At 56.1% G+C, this 25,871-nt stretch carries 24 protein-coding genes; 13 read left to right on the top strand and 11 right to left on the bottom strand.

The features are described 5' to 3' along the window. Positions 1–58 precede the first annotated feature (58 nt). The 4 genes from dnaN to gyrB all read left to right on the top strand — a co-directional run bounded on the left by dnaN (position 59) and on the right by gyrB (position 5,419). The gene (gene dnaN, locus AAC620_RS06940; RefSeq protein WP_317657211.1) at positions 59–1,177 is read left to right on the top strand and encodes a DNA polymerase III subunit beta; all 1,119 of its coding nucleotides are present in this window, start codon (positions 59–61) and stop codon (positions 1,175–1,177) included. 39 nt (positions 1,178–1,216) lie between these two features. Then, a complete protein-coding gene (gene recF, locus AAC620_RS06935; RefSeq protein WP_340243785.1) occupies positions 1,217–2,293 on the top strand; it encodes a DNA replication/repair protein RecF in 1,077 nt (358 codons plus the stop codon). An 8-nt stretch (positions 2,294–2,301) separates the two neighbouring features. Then, positions 2,302–2,928: a LysE family translocator gene (locus tag AAC620_RS06930; protein WP_340243784.1), complete on the top strand. Its 627-nt coding sequence runs from the start codon at positions 2,302–2,304 to the stop codon at positions 2,926–2,928. Positions 2,929–3,001: 73 nt separating this feature from the next. Further along, positions 3,002–5,419: a DNA topoisomerase (ATP-hydrolyzing) subunit B gene (gene gyrB / locus AAC620_RS06925; protein WP_340243782.1), complete on the top strand. Its 2,418-nt coding sequence runs from the start codon at positions 3,002–3,004 to the stop codon at positions 5,417–5,419. Positions 5,420–5,457: 38 nt separating this feature from the next. On the opposite strand, the gene AAC620_RS06920 is transcribed toward gyrB, so the two are convergent. The 7 genes from AAC620_RS06920 to dapA all read right to left on the bottom strand — a co-directional run bounded on the left by AAC620_RS06920 (position 5,458) and on the right by dapA (position 11,027). Beyond that, a complete protein-coding gene (locus AAC620_RS06920) occupies positions 5,458–6,036 on the bottom strand; it encodes a hemerythrin domain-containing protein (RefSeq protein ID WP_340243780.1) in 579 nt (192 codons plus the stop codon). A 242-nt stretch (positions 6,037–6,278) separates the two neighbouring features. Then, positions 6,279–6,902, bottom strand: a complete 624-nt coding sequence (locus AAC620_RS06915) for a queuosine precursor transporter (protein ID WP_317657216.1) — start codon at positions 6,900–6,902, stop codon at positions 6,279–6,281. A 68-nt stretch (positions 6,903–6,970) separates the two neighbouring features. Beyond that, the gene (locus tag AAC620_RS06910; RefSeq protein WP_340243778.1) at positions 6,971–8,164 is read right to left on the bottom strand and encodes an amino acid aminotransferase; all 1,194 of its coding nucleotides are present in this window, start codon (positions 8,162–8,164) and stop codon (positions 6,971–6,973) included. A gap of 6 nt (positions 8,165–8,170) precedes the next feature. Next, the gene (locus tag AAC620_RS06905; protein WP_340243776.1) at positions 8,171–8,728 is read right to left on the bottom strand and encodes a GNAT family N-acetyltransferase; all 558 of its coding nucleotides are present in this window, start codon (positions 8,726–8,728) and stop codon (positions 8,171–8,173) included. After that, a complete protein-coding gene (gene sseA / locus AAC620_RS06900; protein WP_340243774.1) occupies positions 8,725–9,573 on the bottom strand; it encodes a 3-mercaptopyruvate sulfurtransferase in 849 nt (282 codons plus the stop codon). The genes AAC620_RS06905 and sseA overlap by 4 nt, the downstream gene beginning before the upstream one ends. 86 nt (positions 9,574–9,659) lie before the next feature. After that, positions 9,660–10,136: an SsrA-binding protein SmpB gene (smpB, locus tag AAC620_RS06895; RefSeq protein ID WP_340243772.1), complete on the bottom strand. Its 477-nt coding sequence runs from the start codon at positions 10,134–10,136 to the stop codon at positions 9,660–9,662. 18 nt (positions 10,137–10,154) lie between these two features. Then, a complete protein-coding gene (gene dapA, locus AAC620_RS06890; RefSeq protein WP_317657221.1) occupies positions 10,155–11,027 on the bottom strand; it encodes a 4-hydroxy-tetrahydrodipicolinate synthase in 873 nt (290 codons plus the stop codon). A 206-nt stretch (positions 11,028–11,233) separates the two neighbouring features. On the opposite strand from dapA, the gene AAC620_RS06885 reads away from it, so the two are divergent. After that, positions 11,234–13,213, top strand: coding sequence for a lytic transglycosylase domain-containing protein (locus AAC620_RS06885; RefSeq protein ID WP_340243770.1), 1,980 nt, complete (start codon positions 11,234–11,236; stop codon positions 13,211–13,213). Here the strand turns inward: AAC620_RS06885 and AAC620_RS06880 are convergent. Continuing rightward, on the bottom strand, positions 13,128–14,090 hold the full coding sequence (locus tag AAC620_RS06880; RefSeq protein WP_317657223.1) for a DMT family transporter: 963 nt from the start codon (positions 14,088–14,090) through the stop codon (positions 13,128–13,130). The two genes, AAC620_RS06885 and AAC620_RS06880, sit on opposite strands and share 86 nt — an antisense overlap. Continuing rightward, entirely contained in the window at positions 14,087–14,764 is a 678-nt protein-coding gene (gene mnmD, locus AAC620_RS06875) for a tRNA (5-methylaminomethyl-2-thiouridine)(34)-methyltransferase MnmD (protein ID WP_340243769.1), read from the bottom strand. The genes AAC620_RS06880 and mnmD overlap by 4 nt, the downstream gene beginning before the upstream one ends. 80 nt (positions 14,765–14,844) lie before the next feature. On the opposite strand from mnmD, the gene AAC620_RS06870 reads away from it, so the two are divergent. Beyond that, a complete protein-coding gene (locus AAC620_RS06870; protein ID WP_340243767.1) occupies positions 14,845–15,903 on the top strand; it encodes an NAD(P)/FAD-dependent oxidoreductase in 1,059 nt (352 codons plus the stop codon). Here the strand turns inward: AAC620_RS06870 and AAC620_RS06865 are convergent. Further along, the gene (locus tag AAC620_RS06865; RefSeq protein WP_317657226.1) at positions 15,900–16,439 is read right to left on the bottom strand and encodes an NADPH-dependent FMN reductase; all 540 of its coding nucleotides are present in this window, start codon (positions 16,437–16,439) and stop codon (positions 15,900–15,902) included. The genes AAC620_RS06870 and AAC620_RS06865 overlap by 4 nt on opposite strands. A gap of 58 nt (positions 16,440–16,497) precedes the next feature. On the opposite strand from AAC620_RS06865, the gene AAC620_RS06860 reads away from it, so the two are divergent. Continuing rightward, positions 16,498–18,150, top strand: coding sequence for a thiamine pyrophosphate-dependent enzyme (locus AAC620_RS06860; protein WP_340243764.1), 1,653 nt, complete (start codon positions 16,498–16,500; stop codon positions 18,148–18,150). A gap of 192 nt (positions 18,151–18,342) precedes the next feature. Beyond that, positions 18,343–19,746, top strand: a complete 1,404-nt coding sequence (leuC, locus tag AAC620_RS06855; RefSeq protein WP_340243762.1) for a 3-isopropylmalate dehydratase large subunit — start codon at positions 18,343–18,345, stop codon at positions 19,744–19,746. Between the two features lie 59 nt (positions 19,747–19,805). Here the strand turns inward: leuC and AAC620_RS06850 are convergent, their stop codons facing one another. Beyond that, positions 19,806–20,885, bottom strand: coding sequence for a HupE/UreJ family protein (locus tag AAC620_RS06850; protein ID WP_340243760.1), 1,080 nt, complete (start codon positions 20,883–20,885; stop codon positions 19,806–19,808). 98 nt (positions 20,886–20,983) lie between these two features. Between AAC620_RS06850 and AAC620_RS06845 the strand changes: the two genes are divergently transcribed. The 5 genes from AAC620_RS06845 (at position 20,984) to AAC620_RS06825 (ending at position 25,867) form a co-directional block, all read left to right on the top strand. Beyond that, a complete protein-coding gene (locus tag AAC620_RS06845; RefSeq protein WP_340243758.1) occupies positions 20,984–21,781 on the top strand; it encodes a DUF4198 domain-containing protein in 798 nt (265 codons plus the stop codon). 73 nt (positions 21,782–21,854) lie between these two features. After that, complete coding sequence (leuD, locus tag AAC620_RS06840) at positions 21,855–22,460, top strand: 3-isopropylmalate dehydratase small subunit (RefSeq protein WP_340243756.1); 606 nt, start codon at positions 21,855–21,857, stop codon at positions 22,458–22,460. A 238-nt stretch (positions 22,461–22,698) separates the two neighbouring features. After that, positions 22,699–23,550, top strand: coding sequence for a hypothetical protein (locus AAC620_RS06835; RefSeq protein WP_340243755.1), 852 nt, complete (start codon positions 22,699–22,701; stop codon positions 23,548–23,550). A 60-nt stretch (positions 23,551–23,610) separates the two neighbouring features. Then, positions 23,611–24,717 (top strand): 3-isopropylmalate dehydrogenase, encoded by a 1,107-nt coding sequence (gene leuB, locus AAC620_RS06830; RefSeq protein WP_340243754.1) that lies wholly within the window; start codon positions 23,611–23,613, stop codon positions 24,715–24,717. Between the two features lie 181 nt (positions 24,718–24,898). Next, positions 24,899–25,867, top strand: coding sequence for a DMT family transporter (locus AAC620_RS06825; protein ID WP_340243753.1), 969 nt, complete (start codon positions 24,899–24,901; stop codon positions 25,865–25,867). Positions 25,868–25,871: the final 4 nt, after the last annotated feature.

Raw genomic sequence — 25,871 nt, 5'->3', positions numbered from 1 at the left:
TGTGCTGCGGCGCAGAGATAGTAACCTCTGCGCCCCGCTATATGTTGGAGACGAGGCTATGAAATTTTCGATCGAGCGCGCGGCCCTGCTCAAAGCTGTCAGCCAAGCCCAATCTGTTGTCGAACGCCGTAACACAATCCCTATTTTGGCGAATGTGTTGATCGAGGCGGATGGTAGCCATGTTTCCTTTCGTGCCACCGACCTTGATATTGAGGTGGTCGACAAGGTGGATGCCCATGTTGAACAAGCGGGTGCCACCACGGTTTCGGCGGTCACACTGCATGAAATTACGCGCAAACTGCCTGACGGGGCCTTGGTGCAAATCAGTGATGATGCAGCCTCGGGTCGCTTAATTGTTCAGGCGGGCCGATCGAATTTCTCTTTGGCGACATTGCCCAAGGAAGATTTTCCTGTGATGTCTTCGTCCGAATATAGCGCAAATTTCTCGGCCAAAGCGCCGGCGCTGCGCCGCTTGTTCGATAAATCCAAATTCGCGATTTCGACTGAGGAAACACGCTATTATCTCAACGGCGTTTATTTCCATATTGCCGAAGGTGAAGAGGGACGGATGCTGCGCGCGGTTGCCACAGATGGTCACCGCTTGGCGCGCGTGGACACCGAGTTGCCCACAGGTGCCGAGGCCATGCCGGGCGTAATCGTTCCGCGCAAAACCGTTGGTGAAATCCGCAAATTGTTGGAAGATGACGATGCGGTGATTGCGGTTTCCGTATCTGAGACAAAAATTCGGTTCGCTACACCTGAGATCACGCTGACCTCGAAGGTGATTGATGGAACCTTCCCAGATTATCAGCGCGTGATCCCATCGGGCAATACCCGCAAATTGGAGGTGGATGCCTCTGAATTCGCGCGTGCAGTTGATCGTGTCGCCACAGTGTCGTCCGAGCGCTCACGCGCGGTGAAACTGTCCCTTGATGAGGATCGTTTGGTTCTGTCGGTGAATGCCCCAGATGCAGGCGCGGCCGAGGAAGAGTTGGCGGTTGCCTATGCGGATGAAAAGCTCGAGATCGGCTTTAACGCTAAATACCTGCTTGAAATCGCCAGCCAAGTGGATCGCGAGAACGCTGTGTTCATGTTCAATTCATCGGGTGATCCAACCTTGATGCGCGAAGGGAACGACACCAGCGCGATCTATGTTGTAATGCCGATGCGGGTCTGAGGCGCCGCGCGCGCCAAGTAGATTGAAAGAGCGCGCAGGATGAGTGCCTATATCTCGAATTTGCATCTGTCGCATTTTCGCAGCCATCGTGGTTTGCGGCTGTCTTTCGATGGCCGGCCTGTTGCGATTTATGGGCCAAATGGGGCGGGCAAGACAAATATCTTAGAAGCGATTTCGATGCTGTCCCCTGGTCGGGGGCTGCGGCGCGCCCCGTCCGAGGATTTGATCCGCCGCCCAGAGGTGATTGGGTGGCGCGTGGCGGCGACCCTGCAGATTGACGACACTGTGCATGAGATCATCACCCGCGCCGAGCCAAGCAGCCCCCGTCAGGTCGAGATAGATGAGAAATCCGCGCCCCAATTGGCGCTTGCGCGCCTTTTGCGGATGGTTTGGCTGGTGCCATCGCAAGATCGGCTTTGGATTGAAGGGGCCGAAGGGCGCAGGCGGTTTTTGGATCGCATTACGCTGAGCTTCTTTCCAGATCATGGTGAGGCGGTTCTGGCCTATGAAAAATCCATGCGGGATCGCAATCGCTTGCTCAAGGATCAGGTGCGCGATGCGGGTTGGTATGCAGCGCTTGAACGTCAGATGATGAGTGCCGCAGAGCAAATTTGCGCCAATCGCAGCGCCGCCTTGACCCGCATTGCTGCCGCGCAAGAGGAGGCGGAAACCAGTTTCCCTATTGCAGATCTGGCCTTGGAGGAGGGAGAGGGTTTTACCGCGCCCACCGATTTGGTCACGTTGTGGTCTGACACGCGGTCACGGGACATGGCAGCAGGGCGCACTTTGGTTGGGCCGCATCGCACTGATCTTGGCGCGATTTATCGCGTCAAGGATGCCCCAGCGCGGCAATGCTCCACGGGTGAGCAAAAGGCCCTTTTGGTCTCTCTGATTTTGGCCAATGCCCGCGCGTTAAAGCAGGACACGGGCCGCGCCCCTTTGGTGCTGTTGGATGAAGTGGCGGCACATCTTGATGCAGACAGGCGAGCAGCCCTCTTTGACGAAATATGCGCGCTGAATGCCCAAGCTTTCTTGACAGGCACGGGCGCAGAATTGTTCATGGAATTTGGCGCGCGTGCGCAAGAGGTGCCGCTCGGAGTGGAAGCGGCCAATTAGGTAGGACAATGACAATAACGCTGGCCCAAATGGCGCTCTATGCGGGCGCGCTTTTCGTGCTTTTTCTCACCCCTGGCCCTGTGTGGTTGGCCTTGACCGCACGCACATTGGCGCATGGGATGCGCGGGGCGTTTCCCCTGATGCTTGGTGTGGCACTAGGCGATACTGCATGGTCAGTTCTGGCCTTGGTCGGGCTTGCATGGATTGTCGCAAGCTATGATTGGGTGATGGAGGCGCTGCGTTGGCTCGCTGTGGTTGTTTTTGCAGGTATGGGGGTCATGCTGATCCGTCATGCAGGCCACCAAATCAGCGCCGATAGCCGCCTTAATCGCAAAGGGGTCTGGGCAGGATTCATTGCAGGCCTTGCGGTGATTTTAGCCAACCCCAAAGCGATTTTGTTCTACATGGGGATGCTACCGGGGTTCTTTGATCTCAGCACGATTACCGCGACCGATATCGCCCTGATTGGGGCCATCTCCATGTTTGTGCCATTGGTTGGAAATACGTTTTTTGCGCTTTTTGTGGATCGTGCGCGCCGCCTTGTGACGAACCCAGTGGCGCTGACACGGATTAACAAGATCGCGGGCGGCCTGTTGATCTTGGTGGCGATAGCGATTGCGGTGTTCAACCGCTAAATATTGTGGCAAAGGCGTGACATTCCCACAACAACGCGTTATAAAACCGCATAATAAACAGGCAGAGGTCCCCATGGCCGAAAACGCGCCCGCGCCGCAGGAATACGGCGCAGATTCCATCAAAGTTCTCAAGGGCTTAGAGGCGGTTCGCAAGCGTCCCGGTATGTATATCGGTGACACTGATGATGGCTCTGGCCTGCACCATATGGTGTATGAGGTTGTCGATAACGGCATTGACGAGGCATTGGCAGGTCACGCCACGCAAGTATCCGTCAAAATTCATGCCGATAATTCGGTTTCCGTGCGCGATAATGGCCGTGGTATCCCTGTGGATATGCATGCTGAGGAAGGCGTATCTGCTGCCGAAGTGATTATGACCCAGTTGCACGCAGGCGGCAAATTTGACCAGAACTCCTATAAGGTGTCTGGCGGTCTGCATGGTGTCGGCGTGTCGGTTGTAAACGCCCTTTCCGATTGGCTGGAGCTGCGCATTTGGCGCAATGGCAAAGAGCATTACGCCAAGTTCGAACGTGGCGAAACGGTCGAGCATTTGCGCGTTGTGGGGGACTCCGATGGTGAAAAGGGCACGGAAGTGCGTTTTCTCGCCTCGCTGACCACATTTTCGAACTTGGACTATAGTTTCAAAACCCTAGAGACGCGTCTGCGTGAATTGGCTTTTTTGAACTCGGGCGTCAAAATCGTGCTTGAGGATGAACGCCCCGCCGAACCTTTGCGCAGCGAGATGGTCTATGAGGGCGGTGTGCGCGAATTCGTGAAGTATATCGACCGCTCCAAATCAGGAATGCTGGAAGATCCAATTTTTATGTCGGGCGAACGCGATGGCATCGGCGTTGAGGTCGCGATGTGGTGGAATGACAGCTATCATGAGAACGTGCTGCCTTTCACCAATAACATCCCACAACGTGATGGCGGCACGCATTTGGCAGGTTTTCGTGGTGCGCTGACCCGCACGATCAACCACTACGCCAATACATCGGGTATCGCTAAGCGCGAAAAGGTCAATTTCACAGGCGATGATGCGCGCGAGGGGCTGACCTGCGTGTTGTCTGTCAAAGTGCCTGATCCAAAATTCTCAAGCCAGACCAAGGACAAATTGGTGTCCTCAGAAGTGCGCCCTGCGGTGGAGAATTTGGTCAACGAAAAGCTTGGCGAATGGTTTGAAGAACATCCCCAAGAGGCCCGTAATATCGTGGGCAAGATTGTCGAAGCGGCTTTGGCCCGCGAAGCCGCGCGTAAAGCGCGCGAGTTGACCCGCCGCAAAACGGCAATGGATGTGGCCAGCCTGCCCGGTAAATTGGCGGATTGTCAGGAAAAAGACCCCGCCAAATCTGAATTGTTCTTGGTCGAGGGTGACAGCGCCGGCGGTTCCGCCAAACAGGGCCGGTCGCGGCACAATCAGGCGGTTCTGCCTCTGCGCGGGAAAATCCTTAATGTAGAGCGCGCGCGCTTTGATCGCATGTTGTCAAGCCAAGAGATTGGCACGCTGATCACCGCGCTTGGCACAGGCATCGGGCGGGACGAGTTTGACCTATCAAAACTGCGCTACCACAAGATCGTCATCATGACAGATGCCGATGTTGATGGCGCGCATATCCGCACGCTGTTGTTGACCTTCTTCTTCCGCCAGATGCCGCAGATCATTGAGGCGGGAAATCTCTTTATTGCGCAGCCACCGCTTTACAAGGTCGCGCGCGGTAAATCCGAGGTCTATTTGAAAGATCAAGCAGCGCTTGAGGATTACCTGATCCAAATGGGCGTTGATGGCGCGGTTCTGCGTATGCCTTCTGGCGAAGAAATTGCAGGCGCAGATTTAGCGCGTGTTGTTGAGGGCGCGCGTGCCTTCCGCCGTGTTCTTGAGGCCTTCCCAACCCATTATCCCCGTCACATCCTTGAACAGGCCGCGCTTGCGGGCGGCTTTGACCAAGACCGCTTGAACAGCGATCTTCAGGGTGTTGCGGATCAAATCGCGGCGCGCCTTGATTTGGTCGCCGTGGAATACGAGCGCGGATGGCAAGGGCGTATCACCCAAGATCATGGGATCCGCCTTAGCCGCGTTTTGCGCGGGGTGGAGGAAATCAGAAACCTTGATGGTGCGGTTCTGCGGTCTGGCGAGGCGCGCAAGCTCTCCTCCGTCAGCGCCGAAACACGCGAGATTTTTGCAAAGCCAGCGCATCTTGCCCGTAAAGAACGCAACCAGATCATCCATGGCCCGACCGAATTGCTGGATGCCATTTTGGCGGAGGGTGAAAAGGGCCTGACCCTGCAACGCTATAAAGGTTTGGGTGAGATGAACCCAGGCCAGCTGTGGGAAACCACCCTCGATCCAGAGGCGCGCACCTTGTTGCAGGTCAAAATTGACGATCTGGCCGATGCGGATGACATTTTCACCAAACTGATGGGCGATGTCGTAGAACCCCGCCGCGAATTCATCCAAGCCAACGCTCTGAGTGTTGAGAACTTAGATTTCTAAACTTTCCCCCAAAGCCCCCAATCGGCGGGGGCTTTGCATTATCCGTCTAGGCCCGAAGGGCCGAATTTTAGAATGACGGGAACCACCAGTTCTTCTTCATCTTGCAAATGCCGATCTAGCAGACGGGACAGGCGGGCCAGCTCTCGTTCTAGAGGGGCAATTGCATCTGGCCCTTTACCCGCAAGCGCGCCCGTAATCGCCCCATTCGCTGCCGTAGCAAAATCCGTCAACAGCGGATCAAGCGCGTGGTGGTCACGGTCAAGAATATCAAAACCACGTTCAAGTTTGGGCTCTTTTTGCACAAGCAACGGAAAATAATGCTGATCTTCGATCATGTGATGGCCGTGCAATTGCTCAAGAAGCATCCCACCAAAGCGCGACAGGTTGCGCGCAAAGTTTTGCGGATTATTATTGCGATCTAGCGCCTGTTGCACCGCATCGGTCAACATGGCGTCAAGTCTGCGGAACATAAGGTGGCGATCCAACCAGAATGCGACCAAGCCTCCAAAATTTGGATGCGCTTGCCATGTCTCGCGCGGGTAATCCTGCAACAGAATGCGCAGCGCATCGGGCAGGCCCTCGCGGTGGGCCAATGCAAGATGATCTATCTCAGTCATGGGAAACCTCTCATCGAAAAGGGCCGCTCTTGCAAGCGGCCCTTCGAGAAATCAGGAGGTGGGCGCGGTTAGGAAATTATCGCCCAGCCATTTCGGTTATCGCCCTTAAGGCTGCTTAAAGGCGCACCTCCATCGCTGTCCCGAACCCTTTCTCCAATACCTCTCTAGACACTGGATCACCTCCTTTCATTACGTTTCTGTTATTCACAGGTTGCCACATATTTTGTGTTTGTCAAAAGTTTTTACGCAACCTGTGCCAAAACTTTGCGGGTAATCAGGCGGAATGGCACAAGTGCGATCAGCGCGAGCGCGAGCTTGACCAACCAGTCAGCAATGGCAAGGGATACCCACAGCGGCGCTTCGGGGCCGTGGCCCAAGATGGGCAAGATATCGCCCGCCCAAGAGACATCATTGGCAGGTTCAAGGAAGCTGAGGCTTGCTGAAAACGCGATGGTGAAGAACAGCGCTGTATCAAGGCTAGACCCAACCAAGGTCGAGACGACAGGCGCGCGCCACCATGCGCCTGCGCGCAGGCGGTCAAATATGGCCACATCCATCAACTGCGCCACGAGGAACGCAAGGCCAGAACCAAGAGCAATACGCAAAGTCACCAATGGCCCAAACTCGCCCATGATTTGCGTGCCGATGAGAGAGCAGATCACGCCCGTCACAAAACCCGCAAACACAACGCGCCGCGCGGCTGCGACACCATAGACGCGGTTCATGATGTCAGTGACCAAAAAGGCCAGTGGATAGGTAAAGGCACCCCATGTCAGCCAATTGCCGAATAGAAACTGCACAAGGATATTTGAGGCCAAAACAATGGCCGCCATGGCAAGGATGCCAGGAAGATAGGAAGATTTCATAATGTTCATCCGTTTTGACAAGGTAGTCGGAGACTTGGCCCCGCGCGCATCGCGGGACAGGGCGCGCTCTATGCTGATTGCCCAGCTTGTGCAAGCGTTGAAATGGCTTCGGCCACGATGCGGCTGGCCGTGGGTGTCATTGCCGCAAGATTGACGCGACTGTCCTCAACCAGATAAATCCCCCGCGTTTCGCGCAACTGACGCACGTTATCGGGGCTGAGGCCCAGCAGCGAGAACATCCCGCGTTGTTCCGAGATTTGATCTGCGAGGCGACCCATTTGGTGCTGACGCAAATCATTGGCAAAGCATTGGCGGTTCGCGTCAATCTCTTGACGCATCGCCGATAGCTCGGCCACCCAGTTGGCACGCAGTTCGGGATCATCCAAAATCACTTGCACCACCCGCGCCCCATGATCTGGGGGAAAGGCATAATTCTGGCGATTAAGCCATGTCAGCAAGCCTTGCATCTCAGATTGAATGGCAGGGCTGTGGCATTGCGCCAGAACCGCACCCACGCGATCCCGATACAGCCCAAAGGATTTAGAGGCTGAAAATCCCACCAAAACTTCGGGGCATTCAGCGCAGATCACATCTAAACCCGCGCGATCTTGTTCAATCCCACTGCCAAATCCCAGATAGGCCATATCAAGCACGGGCAAGGCCCCGCGCTTGGCCAGTGTCACGGCGATGTCGCGCCATGTGTCTGGGGTTGGTTCAATCCCCGTTGGATTGTGACAGCAGCCGTGGATGACCACGGCATCCCCTTGTGCCACTTGTGCCAGATCCGCCATCAGGCCTGCGTGATCCAACCCGCCTGTTGCCTCATCGCGGAAGCGATAGGTCTGAACCTGCAGACCCAAATAACGCAGGATTGAGGCGTGGTTGGGCCATGTTGGTTCTGGCAGCCATACCGTCAGGTTTGGGCGCAGATATTTGAGCGCCTCAAAACATTGGCGCAATGCCCCCGTTCCACCAGGTGTTGCAATCGCGGCTTTGGCCCCGCGCGTGGAAAATAGCAGCTCCTCGACCGCATCAAGATAGGCTTTATCGCCTGCAAGCGAGACGTAGGATTTGCTGTGCTGTGCGTCCCAAATCTGACGCTCGGCCTGTTTGACCGCTGCCATGATTGGGGTCAGCCCTTGGCTGTTTCTATAGACCCCTACGCCAAGGTCGATTTTTTCAGGGCGCGGGTCAGCCGCAAAAATCCCCATCAGACGGATGATTTTATCAGCTTCGGGGGCGGTCAGCGTTTCAAACATCATAGGCCTTTAGGCAGGGTGAAGTGATGTGTCTCTGTCGCGGGTCAGAATACGACTGCGATCTTCGAACCGCTCAGCCACGAAACCCGCCGATTGATAGAGCGCCAGTGCGCGCGGATGGTCAAGCGTGCAGGTGTTTATTGTGACGGATGTGACGCCTGCGCCATCCCACGCTTGTGCCAATGCTTGGTTCAAAAGGGCGCGGCCCAACCCTTGGCCAACGGCATTTGGCATAAGGCCAAAATACGCCAGATCGCAGATCGGCGGGTCGGTGAAATCAAGCATGAAAAACCCTTGCGGCACGCCGCCACGTTTGGCGACCCACAACTCGACCAAGGGGCTTTCGAGAAAGGCGCGCAGTTCAGCCTCGGGACGATTATGTTGATCTACCCATTCGTAATCGCGTCCCACCGCGTCATAGAGCGCAAAAAAATACCAAAGGGGCGGATCCATAACGCGCTCAAGCGTGATGTCTTGGGGCAGCGCGGTTTGGGTGTCAGGCCGCGCGGTCATACGCAAAAAAGTGACGCGATAGGGAACCTCGGTTCCTGCCTTAATCAGGCTCATCCCGTCTCAACTTTCAGCTGATCAAATTGGCCCCATTCGGCCCAAGATCCATCATAAAGCGCATGATCGCGATGCCCAAGGATCTCTAGCCCCAAGGACAAAATAGCCGCCGTTACGCCAGAGCCGCAGCTTGTGATAATCCGCCGCTCCAGATCAACGCCTTGATCGGTAAAGGCAGCGCGCAAAGCGTCGCCTTTTTTTATGGTGCCATCGGAATTGAGCAGCGTGGCATAATGCACGTTCAATGCGCCCGGAATATGGCCAGCGCGCAGTCCTGCCCGCGGTTCAGGTTCCTCACCGCGGAACCGCGCGGGGCCGCGCGCATCAACAATCTGCCAATCGCGCAATTTCACGGCAGCAGCGACTTGGGTTACATCCTTGACCAAATTTGCTTGGCGTTGTGCGGTCATGTGGCGGTCGCGCAGGATTGGTGCCATATCCTCCAAGGGGCGACCTTCGGCCTTCCATTTTTTCAAACCCCCATCAAGAACGGCGATGTCCGTTTTGCCCATCAGGCGGAAAAGCCACCACACGCGGGCGGCTGAAAATATGCCCGCCCCGTCATAGACCACGACCTGATGCCCATCACCCACACCCATCGCGCGCATCCGCGACATGAATTTTTCAGAGGGTGGTGCCATATGGGGCAAGGCAGATTGGGTGTCGCTAATCTCGTCAATATCAAAGAAGCGAGCGCCGGGAATATGGCCCGCGTCATATTCCGCGCGAGCATCGCGGTTCATATCGGGCAAATACCAAGATGCATCCAAAATCCGCAGGTCAGGATCCGACAGATGGGCCGCAAGCCATTCGGTTGAGACAAGGGTTTTAGGATCATCAGTCATAGCAAACTCCACGGCGCGGTTGGGTCAAGGCGACCTTCAAAAAGACCTAGCCCAAATTGGTGATCAGGCAAAGGGCGCATGACAGCTTACCCGTTTTGTTTGAGAATCCGCTGCTTTTGGCGGTTCCAATCACGCTTGGCGCTGGTTTCGCGCTTATCGGCGACTTTTTTACCTTTGGCGATGCCAATCTTGAGCTTCACGATGCCGCGATCGTTGAAATACATGACCAAAGGCACAAGGGTCATACTTTCGCGTTGCGAGGCGTTCCACAGACGCGCGACCTCCCGCTTTGAGCAAAGAAGTTTGCGTTTACGCCGTTCTTCATGACCCCAAGTTTTGGCTTGGGCATATGGTGCGATATAGGCGGCCACCAACCACAATTCGCCATCCTCAACCGCCGCATAGCTGTCGGCGATATTGGATTGGCCTTGGCGTAGTGACTTCACCTCAGAGCCTTGCAAGACGATTCCAACCTCAAGGTCAGATTCAATGGCATAGTCAAACCGCGCGCGGCGGTTCTCGGCAATGACCTTGTAGTTTTTATTTTCGTCTTTCTTTGCCATATCGGCCCTTCTTGCCGATCAGGCGATCAGACCCGCGTGCTGCATGGCCGATTTGATCCGCGCTTTTGTCGCATCGCTCAGCGTGGTCAATGGCAGCCGCACCTCATCATTTGCGCGTCCTAACAGAGACAGCCCATATTTTGCACCGGCGACACCTGGCTCAAGGAAAATGGCCTCATGCAGCGGCATGAGCTTGTCTTGATATTCAAGCGCCGCCGCGTAATCGCCGCGGAGAGTTGCCTCTTGCATCGCGGCACAGAGCGCGGGCGCAACATTCGCTGTGACGGAAATACAGCCTACACCGCCCTGTGCGTTAAAGCCTATGGCAGTGGCATCCTCACCTGACAACTGTACGAAATCCGTGCCACAGGTAATGCGTTGCTTGGGCACACGGCTGAGATCACCAGTGGCATCCTTCACCCCGATAATATTTGGCAACTTGGCGAGTGCGCCCATCGTATCAGGCATCATATCCACCACAGAGCGGGGCGGAATATTATAGATGATGATCGGAATGCCGACTTCATTTAATGCCTCGAAATGGGCAATCATGCCTCTTTGCGTGGGCTTGTTGTAATAGGGCGTTACCACCAAAGCGGCCTCCGCCCCCACATCCTTGGCGAATTGCACAAATCGCAATGCCTCGACTGTGTTGTTGGATCCTGCCCCTGCAATAACGGGCACGCGCCCTGCGGCGGTTTTCACAACCGCCTTGATCACGGCCTCATGTTCTTCATGGCTCAGGGTTGGGCTTTCGCCTGTGGTGCCAACAGGCACAAGCCCGTGGCTGCCTTCGGTGATCTGCCACTCCACGAGTTTTTCAAGCGTGCCGAAATCAACAGCGCCGTTTGTGAACGGCGTTACCAATGCGGGCATAGAGCCTTTGAACATGACACGCTTCCTTTTTTCGTTTCTGGACAGATGATCTGCCTTGCCATCCCAACATAAGCGCAAGACCGCGCGGACACTAGCGATCTTCGACAGAATTGCCAAGTTCCTCTCTTGCAGATGTCGAGGGAAGATATAGCTTGGGGGTCAAAGAGGCGCACAATAGCGCCCGAGCAGGTTTTGATCTTTTAAAATATAGGGGTTCACCCGTGACAGGCGCGATAGGCACAGGACGTAGATGGCATAAGATCATTATGGCCGTGGGTTTGGCTTTGGTCGCATTGGTGATGCCAATTCGCGCTGCGTTGGCCCAAAGCCCCCTCAGCGCGGCAATCGCGGCGGCAACAGAGCGCGATTTTGAGCGTGCGCGCGCGCTTCAATCGGGTCTGGCTGACGCTGTTGCCCGCGATGTTGTGCAATGGGTTATTTTGCGCGCCCAAGGGGGCACAGCGGCAGAATATCCCGATTTTCTAGAGCGCCGTAGCGATTGGCCGGGTCTGCCATATCTTCACCAACAAGGTGAGGGGGCCATGGCCGAGGGGGGCAGCCCTGATCAGGTTATTGCCTATTTTGGCGGTGCTATGCCCCTGACCACCGATGGGCTGCGCGGTTTGTTGGCGGCCCATGAGGCGCGTGGAAACAACACAGCCTATCAGCAAGTGCTGCGTGAGGCTTGGGTGACCATGCCACTGTCCCGCGATTTGGTTGCAGATCTCTTGGCGCGGCATCGTTCGGATCTGGCCGCGCTGAATTTTGCGCGGCTTGATATGTTGCTCTGGGAGGGGGAAACCGTCCTTGCCGAGCAGATGATGACCGAAGTGGAAAGTGGCGCGCGTGCCTTGGCGGCGGCGCGTTTGGCCCTTCGGGCTGGGCGCAGTGATGGGATCAATGCGCTGATCGATGCTGTTCCAGCACAATATGCAGATGATGCGGGGCTTGCTTTTGAGCGGTTTCGTTGGCGCATGGAGGCAGGGCTTTGGGATGGTGCGCGTGAGATGATGTTGGCGCGTTCCACCTCGCAAGACGGATTGGGTCGCCCTGAATATTGGTCGTGGCGGCGTGCCTCATTGGCCCGCGATGTGATGCGCGAAGGGGATTTTGCGCAGGCCTACCAATTGGCCGCGCCGCATTTCCTCTCGCCCGAACGCGATGCGAGCGATTACGCGGAATTGGAATGGTTGGCGGGATATAATGCCCTGAAATCTGGCAATGCCGCCCGCGCCTTGACCCATTTTGAGGCCATGCGGTCGGTTGTGGATTCGCCCATTTCGTCAGGGCGTGCGGGCTATTGGATTGGGCGCGCGCAAGAGGCCTTGGGCAACACAGAGGCGGCCCGTTCTGCCTATGCCTATGGCGCTGAATTCCAATCAAGTTTTTATGGTCAATTGGCCGCAGAGCGCGGAGGTTTCCCGCAAGATGAAGGGTTCCTAGGCCGCGAGCAATTTGGCGATTGGCGGCAGGCCTCCTTTGCGAATTCTTCGGTGTTTCACGCGGCGTTGTTGTTACATCAGGCCGGCGAGGGGGATTTGGCAGAACGCTTTATGACCCATTTGACCGAGAGCCTGAGTCGTGCCGAGGCAGGCGCGCTGGCCCAATTCGCGCTTGAACTGCGCGAGCCGCATTATGCGGTCATGATTGCAAAACGCGCGGCCTTGGATGGGCATGAAATCATGCCTGCCTATTTTCCCGTGACCGATTTGGCATCCGCAGATTTGGGGTTTGACCCTGCTTTTGTCTTGTCCATCGCGCGGCGCGAGTCCGAGTTTAACCCCACAGTTATCAGCCCTGCAGGGGCGCGCGGTTTGATGCAAGTGATGCCGCGCACGGCCCAATCCGAGGCGCGCCGACAAGGCATTGCTTATGAAGAGCAGCGCTTGCTGAGCGACCCCGCCTATAACGCGCGGCTTGGCGCTGGATATTTGCAATATCTCAGCGAAGACTTCGGGACGAACCCCGTGCTTTTGGCTGTCGCCTATAATGCGGGGCCTTCACGCGCGACCGCTTGGATCGAGCGATTTGGTGATCCGCGCGATCCCGCAGTTGATATTGTGGATTGGATCGAAGCCGTGCCTTTTACTGAAACCCGCAATTACATCATGCGCGTCACGGAGAGCCTTCAGATTTACGAGGCGCGTCTGACGGGGGCGTTGCAGCGTCCGCATTTGTCGGAACTGCTGCAACGGCGTTGATCTGCTCTGCTTTTTCCTTGGCGCGGGCGCGGAAGAGGGTGAACAACCCTGCCGCAACCACAAGCCCTGCGCCCAGTGCCACGTTTTCCCGCAGCACATCGCCGAAGATTAATATCCCGATAATCGATGAAAACGGCATCTGCAAATAAGCGAAAGGCTGAACGGCACTGGCTTCGGCCACCTCATAAGCGCGGATCAGCAAATAATGCCCAAGCGCGCCTGTCATGCACAAAAACCCCATCCAGATCCAATCGGTAGGGGCCATGGCCTCCCAAAACCAGATGCCCACTGCTGTCATAAAGATCGCACCCGTGATCCCCGTCCAAAAGAAACTGGTTGCCGCGCTGTCTTGGCGGGACACGTATCGTGTCAAAAGCCCATAGACCGCGAACATCAGCGCCGATGCCAATGGGATCAGCGCCTCAATGGCAAAAACAGTCACGCCAGGCTCAAGGATGATGAGGATGCCGATAAAGCCCGTGCCAATGGCCGCCCATCTGCGCCAGCCCACCTTTTCCCCAAGGATTGGCCCAGATAGGGCCGCAACCAAAAGCGGATAGCAGGCAAAGATCGCGTGGCTTTCGACCAGACCGAGAAGCGTGAAGGACAACACCGCCACGCAAATTTCGGCTGCCAACAGAATCCCACGGAAGGCCTGCAAAAAAGGTTGGTTGGTGGCAGCCGCCGCTTTGAGGCCGCCTGCCTTGCGGGCGGATATGGCGATGACGAATGCCGCAAAGAACCAATAGCGGATCATCACGACCATCATAACATTGTATTCACCCGCCAAATGGCGGCTGATCCCGTCTTGAATGGCAAAGACGATGGTCGTGGCAATCATCAGGAAAATGCCCTTGCGGGTGTTCTGCTCGATCAATTCTTGCGCCCCTTCGTCATATGGCGTTTGCGGCCAAACCCTTGCGCCCTCGTGATAGAAAACCCCGCGCACTCAAGGGCGCGGCGCACTGCGCCTGCGGCGGTGTAGGTCGCACAAGTGCCGCCCTGTTTGGTATGCTCTGCCACGGCTTGCATAAGATCATCTTCCCAAAGCTCGGGGTTTTTGGCAGGTGAAAACCCGTCAAGAAACCACGCATCTGCGACCCCATCCCATTGGGGCAATGTCAAGCGCGCATCCCCGAAAACAAGCTGCAAAACGTAGTCAGGGCCTATGATTTGTGGTGGCAAATTAGGGCTTTGGGTCAGCGCGGCACAGGCATCGGCGGGCAAATTCGCGCGATGCGCCCCCCATGCGCGGGTCAAGTCATCACTTTGCAGCGGGAAGGCTTCAAAAGATGTGAAATGTAAAACGCCCGCGGTCTTGGCCGCGCGAAACGCGGCAAGGCTGGCCAGAAAATTCAAGCCTGTGCCAAAGCCAAGTTCCGCAATGTGAAACCCATCGCAAAACCGTTCGGGTAGGTCATTACCGCTGAGGAAGACATAGGTGGTTTCCGCCAATCCGTTATCGAGCGAAAAGAACGGATCATCGAATTGGCGCGAGACGGGAACATCACCCGTCCGCCATTCAAGGGGATGTGGCTGGCTCTTATTCATGGCTTGCCTTAAAAGACCCGCGACATTGCGGGCTTTTGGCAAACTGAGCCTGTCGCCGAAATTTGGCAAGGGGCGAAATCATGCGCTACGATGTGACAGTTTTGGGGGCAGGGATCTTTGGGCTTGCCACTGCATGGGCCTGTGCCGCGCGCGGCGCAAAGGTGCAAGTCATCGATCCTAACGGCATTGGCGCAGGTTCCTCTAGCGGTGTTGTGGGGGCCTTGGCCCCTCACGTGCCCGAACAATGGAACGCGAAAAAACAATTCCAATTCGAAGCTCTTGATGGGGCAGCCGCATTTTGGGCAGGTGTCGCTGATGCCGCAAATCTGCCTTCTGGCTATGCGCGGGTCGGACGCGTGCAGCCGATCATGGATCAGGCAGGGCTTGATCTGGCGCGCGCGCGTCAAAGCGGGGCCAAGACCCATTGGCAGGGCCGCTATATCTGGGACATCCGCCCTGCCGCCGATTATGCGCCATGGATCTCAAGCCCCACCGAGCAGGTTATTTTCGACAGTCTCAGCGCAAGGCTTGCCCCGCGTCAGGGTTTGGTCGCCTTGGCCGCAGCTTTGCGGGCCAAGGGTGGGCAGATCGTCAGTGATGCCCCGCTGATGGGAGCCGTGGTTGAGGCTACAGGTGCCGCAGGTTTGGCAGAGCTGTCCGATGCTTTTGGCGTGGCGGTGGGCGCGGGCCAAAAGGGACAGGCGGCAATCCTTGATGCGGATATGGGCCGCCTTCCACAGCTTTTCATAGATGGGGTGCATTTCGTGCCGCATGAAGGGCCGCAGGGGCGCGGGCAGGTTGCCATCGGTTCAACGTCAGAGCGCGACTTTAACGACCCATCCACCACGGACGCCAATCTAGATCTTTTGATTGAAAAGGCGCGCAGGCTATGCCCTGCTTTAGCAAGTGCGCAGGTTGTCACGCGTTGGGCGGGTCTGCGCCCCCGCGCCAAAAGCCGCGCGCCGATGCTGGGGCGGCATCCGCTTCGGACGGATCACTTTATTGCCAATGGTGGCTTTAAGATTGGGTTCGGCATTGCCCCCCGTGTTGCCGATGTCATGGCCGATTTGGTGCTAGAGGGGCGCGATACTATCCCCTCTGATTTCGCACCCGCTGTGTCCTTGCCAGCACAGGCCTAAAGCCCCGCTGCACGCCGCAATTCACCCATCAATTCATCAAGGGTTTTTTGCGCGCGCGCATTGATCAGAACCTCGCCATCAAATTGATCTGGCCCTTGCGCCAAACAGAGCTCGGGCCCAGTCAAAAGATGTGGACGAAATGGCGTTAGACAGAGGCGCAGCGAATATTGCGCCCGCTCGCCGCCTGCGCGCCCTGCTGCTGAAGACATAATCGCAACGGGTTTATCGCGCCACGGGTTGCTGTCGGTGCGACTGATCCAATCAAGCGCATTTTTCAAAACCCCTGACAGCGCCTTGTTATATTCAGGGGTCGAGATGACCACCGCATCCGCCGCTGCGATTTGATCGCGCAGGCGGATCACCGCCTCAGGGATGCCTTGGCTGTCTTCAACATCCCCATCATAGAGCGGAAGCTGCAAATTCGCCTCAATAAATTCAGCGGGGTCAAAGCTCTGCGCAGCCGCGTTCATCAGTTTTCGATTGCTTGATCCTTTGCGCAACGCCCCGCACAGCCCGATTAATCTTCCTCTGGACATCTCGCACCCTTCTTCGTCTATGCTCCTCGCAAAGATAGTCAGGATAGAGATTGAAACAATGACCCCCCCTTCACGCCATGGCGGCAAAATCCTTGCAGATCAACTTGCAGCGCATGGGGTGCGGCGTGTTTTCTCTGTTCCAGGTGAAAGTTTTCTGGCCGCATTGGATGGGCTTTACGATCACCAAATCGAGAACATCGTGTGTCGCCAAGAGGGAGGTGCGGCCATGATGGCCGAGGCCCATGCAAAAACCACGGGCGAGGTGGGCGTTTTATTCGTTACCCGCGGGCCTGGGGCCAGCAATGCCGCCTCTGGTCTGCATGTGGCCATGCATGACAGCACCCCGTTGGTCTGTTTTGTCGGGCAGGTTCCGCTGGCGCATCGGGATCGCGCAGCTTTCCAAGAGGTTGATTATCGTGCGTTTTTCGGCCCGCTTGTAAAATGGGTTGCGGAGGTGGAGCAAACTGACCGACTGCCAGAATATATCGCGCGCGCGTTTCGTGTGGCGCAATCGGGCCGCAAGGGGCCTGTGGTTTTGGCTCTGCCCGAGGATATTCTTTCGGCTGTGGCAGACTGTGTTGATTTGGCCCCTTCTGATGTTTCGTCCTCCTTGCCTGATCCGAAGATTGTTCGGGACTGGCTTGGCGCCCTCGCTGTGTGCAAATCCCCCATGATGGTGGTGGGTGGCAGCGATTGGTCAGAACAGACCCGCGCGGATGCTGAAACGATTGCAGCACATTTGGACACCCCAATCGCCACCAGTTTCAGGCGGCAGGATTATGTTGATAATCATCACCCTTGCTTCGCGGGATATTTGGGTGTCGGGGCCTGTCCCGCAACAATGCAAAGTTTTGCCAAGGCGGATGGGGTTCTGGCCCTAGGCACCCGCATGGGTGAGGTGGTGACAGGCGGATATGTATTGCGCGATCCGCGCAAGGGTTGGCAGGGGCGGCTTTATCACGCGCATCCTGATCCGGATGAATTGGGTCGCGTCTATCGCCCTGATGCAAGTATGGTTTGTGACATCCCCGCTTTTCTGCGGGTGGCGCGGGCGGTTTTAGATGATATCCCCGCACAAGATCAGGGTCGCGCCGCGCGCGCGCATGCGGCCTATCGCGCGTGGCAAAACCCCCAAACCACAACGGGTGATGTGCGCCTTGAGGAAGTCGTGCTTGAGATGTCCCGTATTCTTGGGGGGCGTGGGATCGTGACCAATGGCGCAGGCAATTACGCGGCATTTGTGCATCGCTATTTTTCTTATCGCCGCTTCGGTCAACAGCTTGCGCCGACTTCTGGCTCGATGGGATATGGATTGCCTGCGGCGGTCGCGGCCAAATTGGCGCATTGTGAAACCCCTGTGATTTGCATGGCGGGGGATGGCTGCTTGCAAATGACTTTGCAGGAGCTGTCTACAGCGCGGCAATTTGGGGCGGATATTGTCGTGGTGATCGCCAATAATGGCCGCTACGGCACCATTCGGATGCACCAAGAGAAAACCTATCCAGCGCGCGTGTCTGGCACGGATTTATTCAACCCTGATTATGTCGCCTTGGCAAAGGCCTATGGCGGGACGGGTCATTTGGTGACCCGCACCGATGAATTTGCGCCTGCCTTTAAAGCGGCCTTGCAGGGCGGCTTGCATCTGATCGAATTGCGGCTTGACCCAGATATGCTGGCGCCATCCTTTAACCTCTCTGATCTCAAAGGCTAGGTCGCGCGCTCACCGCTTGCGCCGCAGCCTCAAGCGCAGTAAATGGCCCATATGACACGGGTGTTTGACATGGATGATCGCGCGCGCCTGCCGTGGCGCTTTTTCGGGCGTGCCTCTGGCGACAGGGGGCGTTTGCCGTCCTTGTGACGCAAACCGATTTCCCTGATTCAATCACCCGTAAGGAGTAAAGACATGACCGCAGGAAAAACCCTTTATGACAAAATCTGGGATGCCCATCTCGTCCATGAGGCTGAGGATGGCACCTGCCTTTTGTATATTGATCGCCACCTTGTGCATGAGGTGACAAGCCCGCAGGCCTTCGAGGGTCTGCGCATGGCAGGGCGCACGGTGCGTGCGCCAGAGAAAACCATCGCCGTGCCAGATCATAACGTCCCCACCACACCTGATCGTTTGAAAGGTGGGATGAATGAGGAAAGCCGCATTCAGGTTGAGGCGCTTGATAAAAACGCCAAGGATTTCGGGATACACTATTACCCCGTTTCTGATGTGCGTCAGGGCATTGTGCATATTGTTGGCCCTGAACAGGGTTGGACATTGCCAGGCATGACCGTGGTTTGTGGCGACAGCCATACCGCGACCCATGGGGCCTTTGGGGCGCTTGCGCATGGGATCGGCACATCTGAGGTTGAGCATGTTCTGGCCACCCAGACCCTGATTCAGAAAAAATCCAAGAATATGAAAGTCGAGATCACAGGCAGTCTGCGCCCAGGCGTGACGGCCAAGGACATTACCCTATCCGTTATCGGCCATACGGGCACGGCGGGCGGCACAGGCTATGTGATCGAATATTGCGGCCAAGCCATTCGCGAATTGTCGATGGAAGGGCGCATGACGGTCTGCAACATGGCGATTGAGGGCGGCGCGCGCGCAGGCCTGATCGCGCCTGATCAAAAGACCTTTGACTATGTCATGGGCCGCCCCCATGCGCCAAAGGGCGCGCAATGGGAGGCCGCTTTGACATGGTGGAAGACCCTGTTCTCGGATGAGGACGCACATTGGGATAAGGTCATCACCATCAAGGGCGAGGATATCGCGCCAGTGGTGACATGGGGCACTAGCCCTGAGGATGTATTGCCAATCACTGATGTTGTCCCTGCGCCCGAAGATTTCAAAGGCGGCAAGGTTGATGCCGCACGCCGTTCTTTGGAATATATGGGCCTCAAACCGGGTCAGCGTTTGCAGGATGTCGAGATTGACACGGTGTTTATCGGGTCTTGCACAAATGGCCGCATCGAAGATTTACGCGCGGCAGCTGAAATTCTGAAGGGTAAGAAAATCGCTGTAAAGCGCGCGATGGTTGTGCCCGGCTCTGGCCTCGTGCGCGCGCAGGCTGAGGAAGAAGGTTTGGCTGATATCTTCATCGAGGCAGGTTTTGAATGGCGTCTTGCGGGATGCTCCATGTGTCTTGCGATGAACCCTGACCAACTTCAGCCCGGTGAACGCTGTGCAGCAACATCAAACCGCAACTTTGAGGGGCGTCAGGGGCGCGGTGGTCGCACCCATTTGATGAGCCCTGCAATGGCTGCGGCTGCGGCGATTACAGGACGCCTCACTGATGTGCGTGAGATGATGTAACTTCGCCCTTGGTGAATTTCGAAAAAGCCCCGCCGATTTGGTGGGGCTTTTTTGTTGCGTCAAAGCAAGGTGCGCTCGACCACCCAATAGGCCCCAATGGCGGAGATCACCACCGAGGCGGGGACTGCGATGAAGGGGCGATACCAATCGCGCTTGCCAAACCAGAGGCCAACCGCAAGGAAGGCCAGACCGATGACCGCAAGCTGACCAAATTCGACCCCGATATTGAAACCGACCAATGCCACGCCAAAGCGGTCTGCGGTGATCCCAAAATCCCCAAGAACCGAAGCGAAGCCAAGCCCGTGCAGCAGGCCAAACCCGAACACCAACGCCGTGCGGGCGCGTAGGTTTTCACGGCCGAGGATGTTTTCGACACCCACATAGACGATTGAAGCAGCAATTAATGGCTCGACCACCGAGGCGGGGACGCGCACAATCTCAAGACTTGCAAGGGCAAGCGTAATGGTATGGGCCAAAGTAAATGCGCTGACCTGAAGCAACAAAGGCTTGAGGCGCAGCGAGAAGAAAAACAGGCCCAAAACAAACAGAATATGATCTATCCCTAAGGGGATAATATGCTCAAACCCTGCGACAACATATCGGGTAAAGACGGGCCATGCCCCCTCGCTGAGGGCAGTGCCGCGGGGCAAAGGTGCTGATAATTGGCCATTGGTGAGAAAGCCTTGATAGGCATCCGCCCCGCCGCCCACCTGACGCAGCACCAATTCGCCATAAGACGCGCTCCAGCCAATTTGAACGGGCGCATCCCCCATAGGTAAATCGGCGCGCAGGGTCAAAGTGGTGTCGCGTGGTAGTTCCAAATCGGGATTGGGGGTGATGCTGACACCCACAAATTCAGGGGGCAGTGTCACCCCATCCACGACAATCTGGATATTGTCCTGAATGCGCGGCCATGCCCCCTCGAACGCGGCGCGCAGGGCCTCGGGCGATTGCGCGCGCAATTGGTCATAGATCAACGCCTCTGGCGCGTCATTGGTGTTCTCTAGACCCGCAAGGTTAATACCTGCAATCAGCGGTTCTAGCGTCAGGGAGATGCTCATCTCCACCGCATCGGCGGTGACAGACACATCGGCCACTGCGGGGCGAATTTCATGGGCCCGTGCTGATGTGCTGAACATCAAGCACAGCATCGCCAACAAAAAAGTGATGTGGGAATTGTTTGACAAAATGCGCCTTAAGATCATGGTCACTGCCTAGGTTAAAGGGGAGAGATGCAATGAAACTGGCCGTTTGTTTTAACATTGGCGCAATTTTGTTGGCGGGCAAGCTATTTGCGCATGAATTTTGGATTGATCCCCTCGAATACATGGTTCCGTCTGGCGGGGAAATTCGCGCTGACTTGCGTGTGGGCACTGAATTTCGCGGTGCGCCGATGGTATATCTGCCGCGAGATTTCACGCGGTTTGAAATTGCTGATGCCAATGGCTTGCGGCCCGTTGAGGGGCGTTTTGGGGATCGCCCTGCCGCCCATGTTGCGGGTGTTGCTGATGGTTTGGTGGTGATGATCCACGAAAGCACGCCGAAATTGGTCACATGGTCAGAGTGGGAAACATTTGCAGCATTTGCCGCGCATAAAGATTTTGGCGCGGTCGAAGCGCGCCACAATGCGCGCGGCCTGCCCCGTTCGGGTTTTTCCGAGGCCTATACCCGCCATGTAAAGGCGTTGTTCGCCGTAGGCGAGGGGGCAGGACAAGATCAGCGATTTGGTCTGTCGACCGAATTCGTTGCATTGGAGAACCCCTATCATGACGATGTGAGCGATGGGTTCTTGCTTCAGCTTTTTGATCAAGACACGCCGCGCGCCGCTGTTCAGGTTGAGCTGTTTGCGCGCAGCCCTGAAGGTGAGGTCACGATCACGCTGCATCGCACCAATGATCAAGGCGAGGTGAACTTGCCTGTCATGTCAGGTTACGCCTATTTCGCCGATGCCGTGGTTTTGGATGAGATTACACCCCAAGAAGATGGCCCCGTGTGGGGCACGCGTTGGGCAGGCCTGAGTTTTATGATCCCATGAGCGCGGGGTGTGAGTATGGCTTGCCCCTGCGGGCCAGATTGGCTAAAGCCTGACCGATCTCAAGGAGAGGCCCATGGATAAGTTTACAACCCTGACGGGGATTGCAGCCCCGCTTCCGCTGATCAATATCGACACAGATATGATCATCCCCAAGCAGTTTTTGAAAACGATCAAACGCTCTGGTTTGGGAAAAAACCTCTTTGACGAGATGCGCTTTGATCAATCAGGCAATGAACTCCCCGAGTTCGTTCTGAATAAACCTGCTTATCGGGACGCGCAGATTTTGGTCGCTGGCGACAATTTTGGCTGTGGCTCCTCGCGCGAACACGCGCCTTGGGCCTTGTTGGATTTTGGCATTCGTTGCGTGATTGCACCGAGCTTTGCTGATATTTTCTTCAACAACTGCTTTAAGAACGGGATTTTGCCGATCCCTCTGCCGCAGGAAGAGGTGGATAAACTGATGGATGACGCGTCAAACGGCGCGAATGCCACTTTGACCATCGACCTTGAGGCTCAAGAGATCACCCGCCCCGATGGCCAGAAGATCGCCTTCGAAATCGACCCGTTCCGCAAACATTGCTTGCTCAATGGATTGGATGATATCGGGCTGTCCTTGACCAAGGTCGAGGCCATTGACGCCTTTGAAGCAACCGTGCAATCCGCGCGTCCTTGGGTCTAGTTTCAAGCGCACCTGCGCTTTTGCCCTGATCTGACTGGATAAATTTCAGACCCCTGCATCCTTATCGGTGTGGGGGTCTTTTTTAATGTGTTGCATTAGGTATTAAATTTAGGCAATATTGTGGCAATTGAGGCGGCCTTATCGTCAGAATGAGGCGAAATTGTGGAATAAGGGGCAGGCACGAACCGACCCCATCCAGAACGAGGAAGAGCAGGTGCTTTCACAGCTTTTTGGCGCTGTGCTTAGGGCAGTATTGGTGTTTTTTGTTATTGCGACACCATCGCTTGTCCTTGGCGATACATCCCGCGGGGATGTGGAAGGCCTTATGCTGTTTGGATTGATTGCGGCCCTCTTTGTGGTGTTTGAATACAGCGCCCGTCATCCCGCTATCATCGAGTTTCGCGATGCGCCCCCCTATAATCGTCTGCGCATTTTGGCCCTGTTTTCGATGTTATTCTTGCTGAGCCTTGTTTCAGCTGACCCTGTGCATTTGCAGCAGTTCAACGGGCCAGAGGGGGCAGTCAGTGCAATGGCCAATAGAGCGCACCATTGGGGTGGCGTGCTGCTTGACAGCGGGCTTTCGCACCTTAGCCCTGACTATTTGTTGCAACGCTTGTTTGGGGCAGCGCCCCTATCCGTGCAGGCCATGGATCACGTCAGGGTCATGGCCGCTTTGGCCCTGACCATCGCCCTTGGCACATTGTTCTTATTCGCCCTGTTCATACGTTTTAGCAAATGGCCCGGACGGGGAATGTCGATCAATATGTGGGTGAACCTGCCCATGTTCGACCCGACAGTGGGCAGCGATGTGACCCATCGTTTAAAATGTGATGCGCGCAGAAATATCATATGGGGCTTAGGCCTGCCGCTGATATTGCCGCCTGTCTTGGGGGCTGTGTTTTCGCAGACAGGCAGCACCCTTGCCTATGATGGGCAAGGCGCGATTTGGGTTGTGACCCTATGGGCCTTTTTGCCAATGTGCCTGTTGATCAGGGCAATGGCCCTGCTGCGGTTGCGCTACATGATCCGCAGCTATCAAAAGAGGATCATCGCGGCGCTGACACCTGATGAAAGACTGGCCCTTTCTTGACCCTGACGCAGCCAAAGGATAGGGCGTGTGCAATCAGGATTTTCAAGACGGATTAGTTCCATGAGCAACCCATCGCTTCTCATTCTTCCCGGTGACGGGATCGGCCCCGAGGTTATGACCGAGGTGCGCAAAATCATCGACTGGTATGGCGCAAAGCGTGGCCTGACCTTTGATGTCACCGAAGATCTGGTGGGCGGTTGCGCCTATGATGCGCATGGCACGCCTTTGACCGATGAGACGATGGAAAAAGCGCAAAGCGTTGATGCCGTGTTGCTTGGCGCGGTCGGCGGCCCGAAATATGACAATCTCGATTTCAGCGTAAAGCCTGAGCGCGGCCTGCTGCGCCTGCGCAAGGAGATGGATCTCTATGCGAACCTGCGCCCTGCGCAGTGTTTTGATGCCCTCGCGGATTTTTCTTCGTTGAAGGCGGATGTGGTCGGCGGCCTCGACATCATGATTATCCGTGAACTGACCAGCGGCGTTTATTTCGGTGAGCCACGCGGCATCCATAAAGAAGGCAATGAGCGCGTTGGCGTGAACACCCAGCGTTACACCGAGAGCGAAATCGCCCGCGTGGCGCGGTCGGCCTTCGAACTGGCGCGCCGCCGCAACAACAAGGTCTGCTCAATGGAGAAGGCCAATGTTATGGAATCGGGCGTGTTGTGGCGTCAGGTTGTGACCGAAGTGCATGCTGCTGAATATTCTGATGTGGAATTGTCGCACATGTATGCTGACGCAGGCGCAATGCAGCTGACCCGTTGGCCAAAGCAGTTTGATGTGATCGTGACGGATAACCTCTTTGGTGATCTGCTGTCGGATTTGGCAGCAATGTTGACAGGGTCTTTGGGCATGCTGCCTTCGGCAAGTCTGGGCGCACCGATGGCCAATGGCCGCCCCAAAGCATTGTATGAGCCCGTTCACGGCTCTGCACCTGATATTGCTGGCCAAGGCAAAGCAAACCCGATTGCGTGCATTCTTAGCTTTGCGATGGCGCTGCGCTATAGCTTTGATCAAGGGGATGAGGCGACCCGTTTGGAAAAAGCGGTTGAGGCCGTTTTGGCCGATGGCCTGCGCACAGCCGATTTGATGGGGCCAGAAGGCGGATCACCTGTTTCGACCGCTCAGATGGGCGATGCCATTGTTAAAGCGCTAGACGCGTCTTTGTAAGTTTCGGCCCTGTTCTGATTTGCACCCGCTTGACCTCAAGGTTGAGCGGGTGTTTTTGTGCAGATACGCCACCCGATGCAAAGCTGCAGCATCGGGGGCAGGAATATCGCCATCTCGCATATTCAATCTTGGCAAGCGGCTGTGCCGATGCCTTGATTGAGGAATAAGCCAAGGAAATGTCATGTCCAAAGATCGCAAGAGCACCAATATCAAAGGCGCATTGATCGCATTGGCGGCATTCGGAATTTACGCCACCCACGATGTGGTGATCAAATATCTCGGCGCAAGCTATTCGGTCTTTCAGATCGTGTTCTTCTCGGTTTTGTTTGGCTTTCCCGTGACCATGTTGTTGCTGATGGGAGAGCCCAAGCCAGAAACATTGCGGCCCAAATACCCGTTCTGGACAGCATTGCGGTCAATTGCGGTGGTGTTTACGGGGGCGACTGCATTTTACGCATTCTCAACCCTGCCCTTGACCCAGACCTATGCGATCATTTTTGCGATGCCAGTTCTGATCACATTGCTGGCCATCCCTATGTTGGGCGAACGCATTGGCATTCGGCGCGCAAGCGCGGTGGTTCTGGGGCTTGTCGGTGTTTTGATTGTGCTCCGACCAGGGGCGGCGGATTTGAACCTTGGGCATTTATCGGCGTTGGCGGCGGCATTTGGCGGCGCCTTAGTCTCTGTGATTTTGCGCAAGATCGGGTCTGAGGAACGCTCCGTGACCCTGATGCTTTATCCGATGATGGCCAATTTTATCGTCATGGGCGCGCTTCTGCCTTTTGTCTACGAGCCGATGCCGCTGTTGGATATGGCGTTGATGGCGTTGGTCGCAATTTTGGCCTTGCTTGCGATGTGGCTTGTGATTTTGGCATATCGCATGGCGGATGCGGTGATCGTTGCGCCCATGCAATATTCGCAGATCCTTTGGGCCGTGTTTTTTGGCACAATGTTTTTCGGCGAAGGGGTGGATCAAGCCACAGTAATCGGTGCAGCCGTTATCATCGCGTCAGGTGTTTATATCGTGCTGCGCGAAGATAGCCGTCCTGCGGATAGCCAAAAGCCTGTCTTGCGCACCCATGGCCGCATTGGGGCACCAAGCGTGCCGCGGATGACGGCAATTTTGCGCGGCAAGGAAGAAACAGACTAGCGGT

It is taken from the genome of Roseobacter sp. HKCCA2468, from assembly GCF_037805105.1.
GTDB lineage: Bacteria > Pseudomonadota > Alphaproteobacteria > Rhodobacterales > Rhodobacteraceae > M30B80.
The sequence above is the reverse complement of the archived record's forward strand: the minus strand, read 5'-3'. Positions and strand labels throughout refer to the sequence as shown.

Coding starts and splice junctions, on each gene's coding strand:
- mnmD (WP_340243769.1), bottom strand. CDS start 14,764: ATGAATAAGAGCCAGCCACATCCCCTTGAATGGCGGACGGGTGATGTT.
- gyrB (WP_340243782.1), top strand. CDS start 3,002: ATGGCCGAAAACGCGCCCGCGCCGCAGGAATACGGCGCAGATTCCATC.
- dapA (WP_317657221.1), bottom strand. CDS start 11,027: ATGTTCAAAGGCTCTATGCCCGCATTGGTAACGCCGTTCACAAACGGC.
- smpB (WP_340243772.1), bottom strand. CDS start 10,136: ATGGCAAAGAAAGACGAAAATAAAAACTACAAGGTCATTGCCGAGAAC.
- AAC620_RS06870 (WP_340243767.1), top strand. CDS start 14,845: ATGCGCTACGATGTGACAGTTTTGGGGGCAGGGATCTTTGGGCTTGCC.
- AAC620_RS06825 (WP_340243753.1), top strand. CDS start 24,899: ATGTCCAAAGATCGCAAGAGCACCAATATCAAAGGCGCATTGATCGCA.
- sseA (WP_340243774.1), bottom strand. CDS start 9,573: ATGACTGATGATCCTAAAACCCTTGTCTCAACCGAATGGCTTGCGGCC.
- AAC620_RS06905 (WP_340243776.1), bottom strand. CDS start 8,728: ATGAGCCTGATTAAGGCAGGAACCGAGGTTCCCTATCGCGTCACTTTT.
- AAC620_RS06865 (WP_317657226.1), bottom strand. CDS start 16,439: ATGTCCAGAGGAAGATTAATCGGGCTGTGCGGGGCGTTGCGCAAAGGA.
- AAC620_RS06845 (WP_340243758.1), top strand. CDS start 20,984: ATGAAACTGGCCGTTTGTTTTAACATTGGCGCAATTTTGTTGGCGGGC.
- leuD (WP_340243756.1), top strand. CDS start 21,855: ATGGATAAGTTTACAACCCTGACGGGGATTGCAGCCCCGCTTCCGCTG.
- AAC620_RS06860 (WP_340243764.1), top strand. CDS start 16,498: ATGACCCCCCCTTCACGCCATGGCGGCAAAATCCTTGCAGATCAACTT.
- AAC620_RS06920 (WP_340243780.1), bottom strand. CDS start 6,036: ATGACTGAGATAGATCATCTTGCATTGGCCCACCGCGAGGGCCTGCCC.
- AAC620_RS06915 (WP_317657216.1), bottom strand. CDS start 6,902: ATGAAATCTTCCTATCTTCCTGGCATCCTTGCCATGGCGGCCATTGTT.
- recF (WP_340243785.1), top strand. CDS start 1,217: ATGAGTGCCTATATCTCGAATTTGCATCTGTCGCATTTTCGCAGCCAT.
- leuB (WP_340243754.1), top strand. CDS start 23,611: ATGAGCAACCCATCGCTTCTCATTCTTCCCGGTGACGGGATCGGCCCC.
- AAC620_RS06930 (WP_340243784.1), top strand. CDS start 2,302: ATGACAATAACGCTGGCCCAAATGGCGCTCTATGCGGGCGCGCTTTTC.
- AAC620_RS06910 (WP_340243778.1), bottom strand. CDS start 8,164: ATGATGTTTGAAACGCTGACCGCCCCCGAAGCTGATAAAATCATCCGT.
- AAC620_RS06850 (WP_340243760.1), bottom strand. CDS start 20,885: ATGTTCAGCACATCAGCACGGGCCCATGAAATTCGCCCCGCAGTGGCC.
- leuC (WP_340243762.1), top strand. CDS start 18,343: ATGACCGCAGGAAAAACCCTTTATGACAAAATCTGGGATGCCCATCTC.
- dnaN (WP_317657211.1), top strand. CDS start 59: ATGAAATTTTCGATCGAGCGCGCGGCCCTGCTCAAAGCTGTCAGCCAA.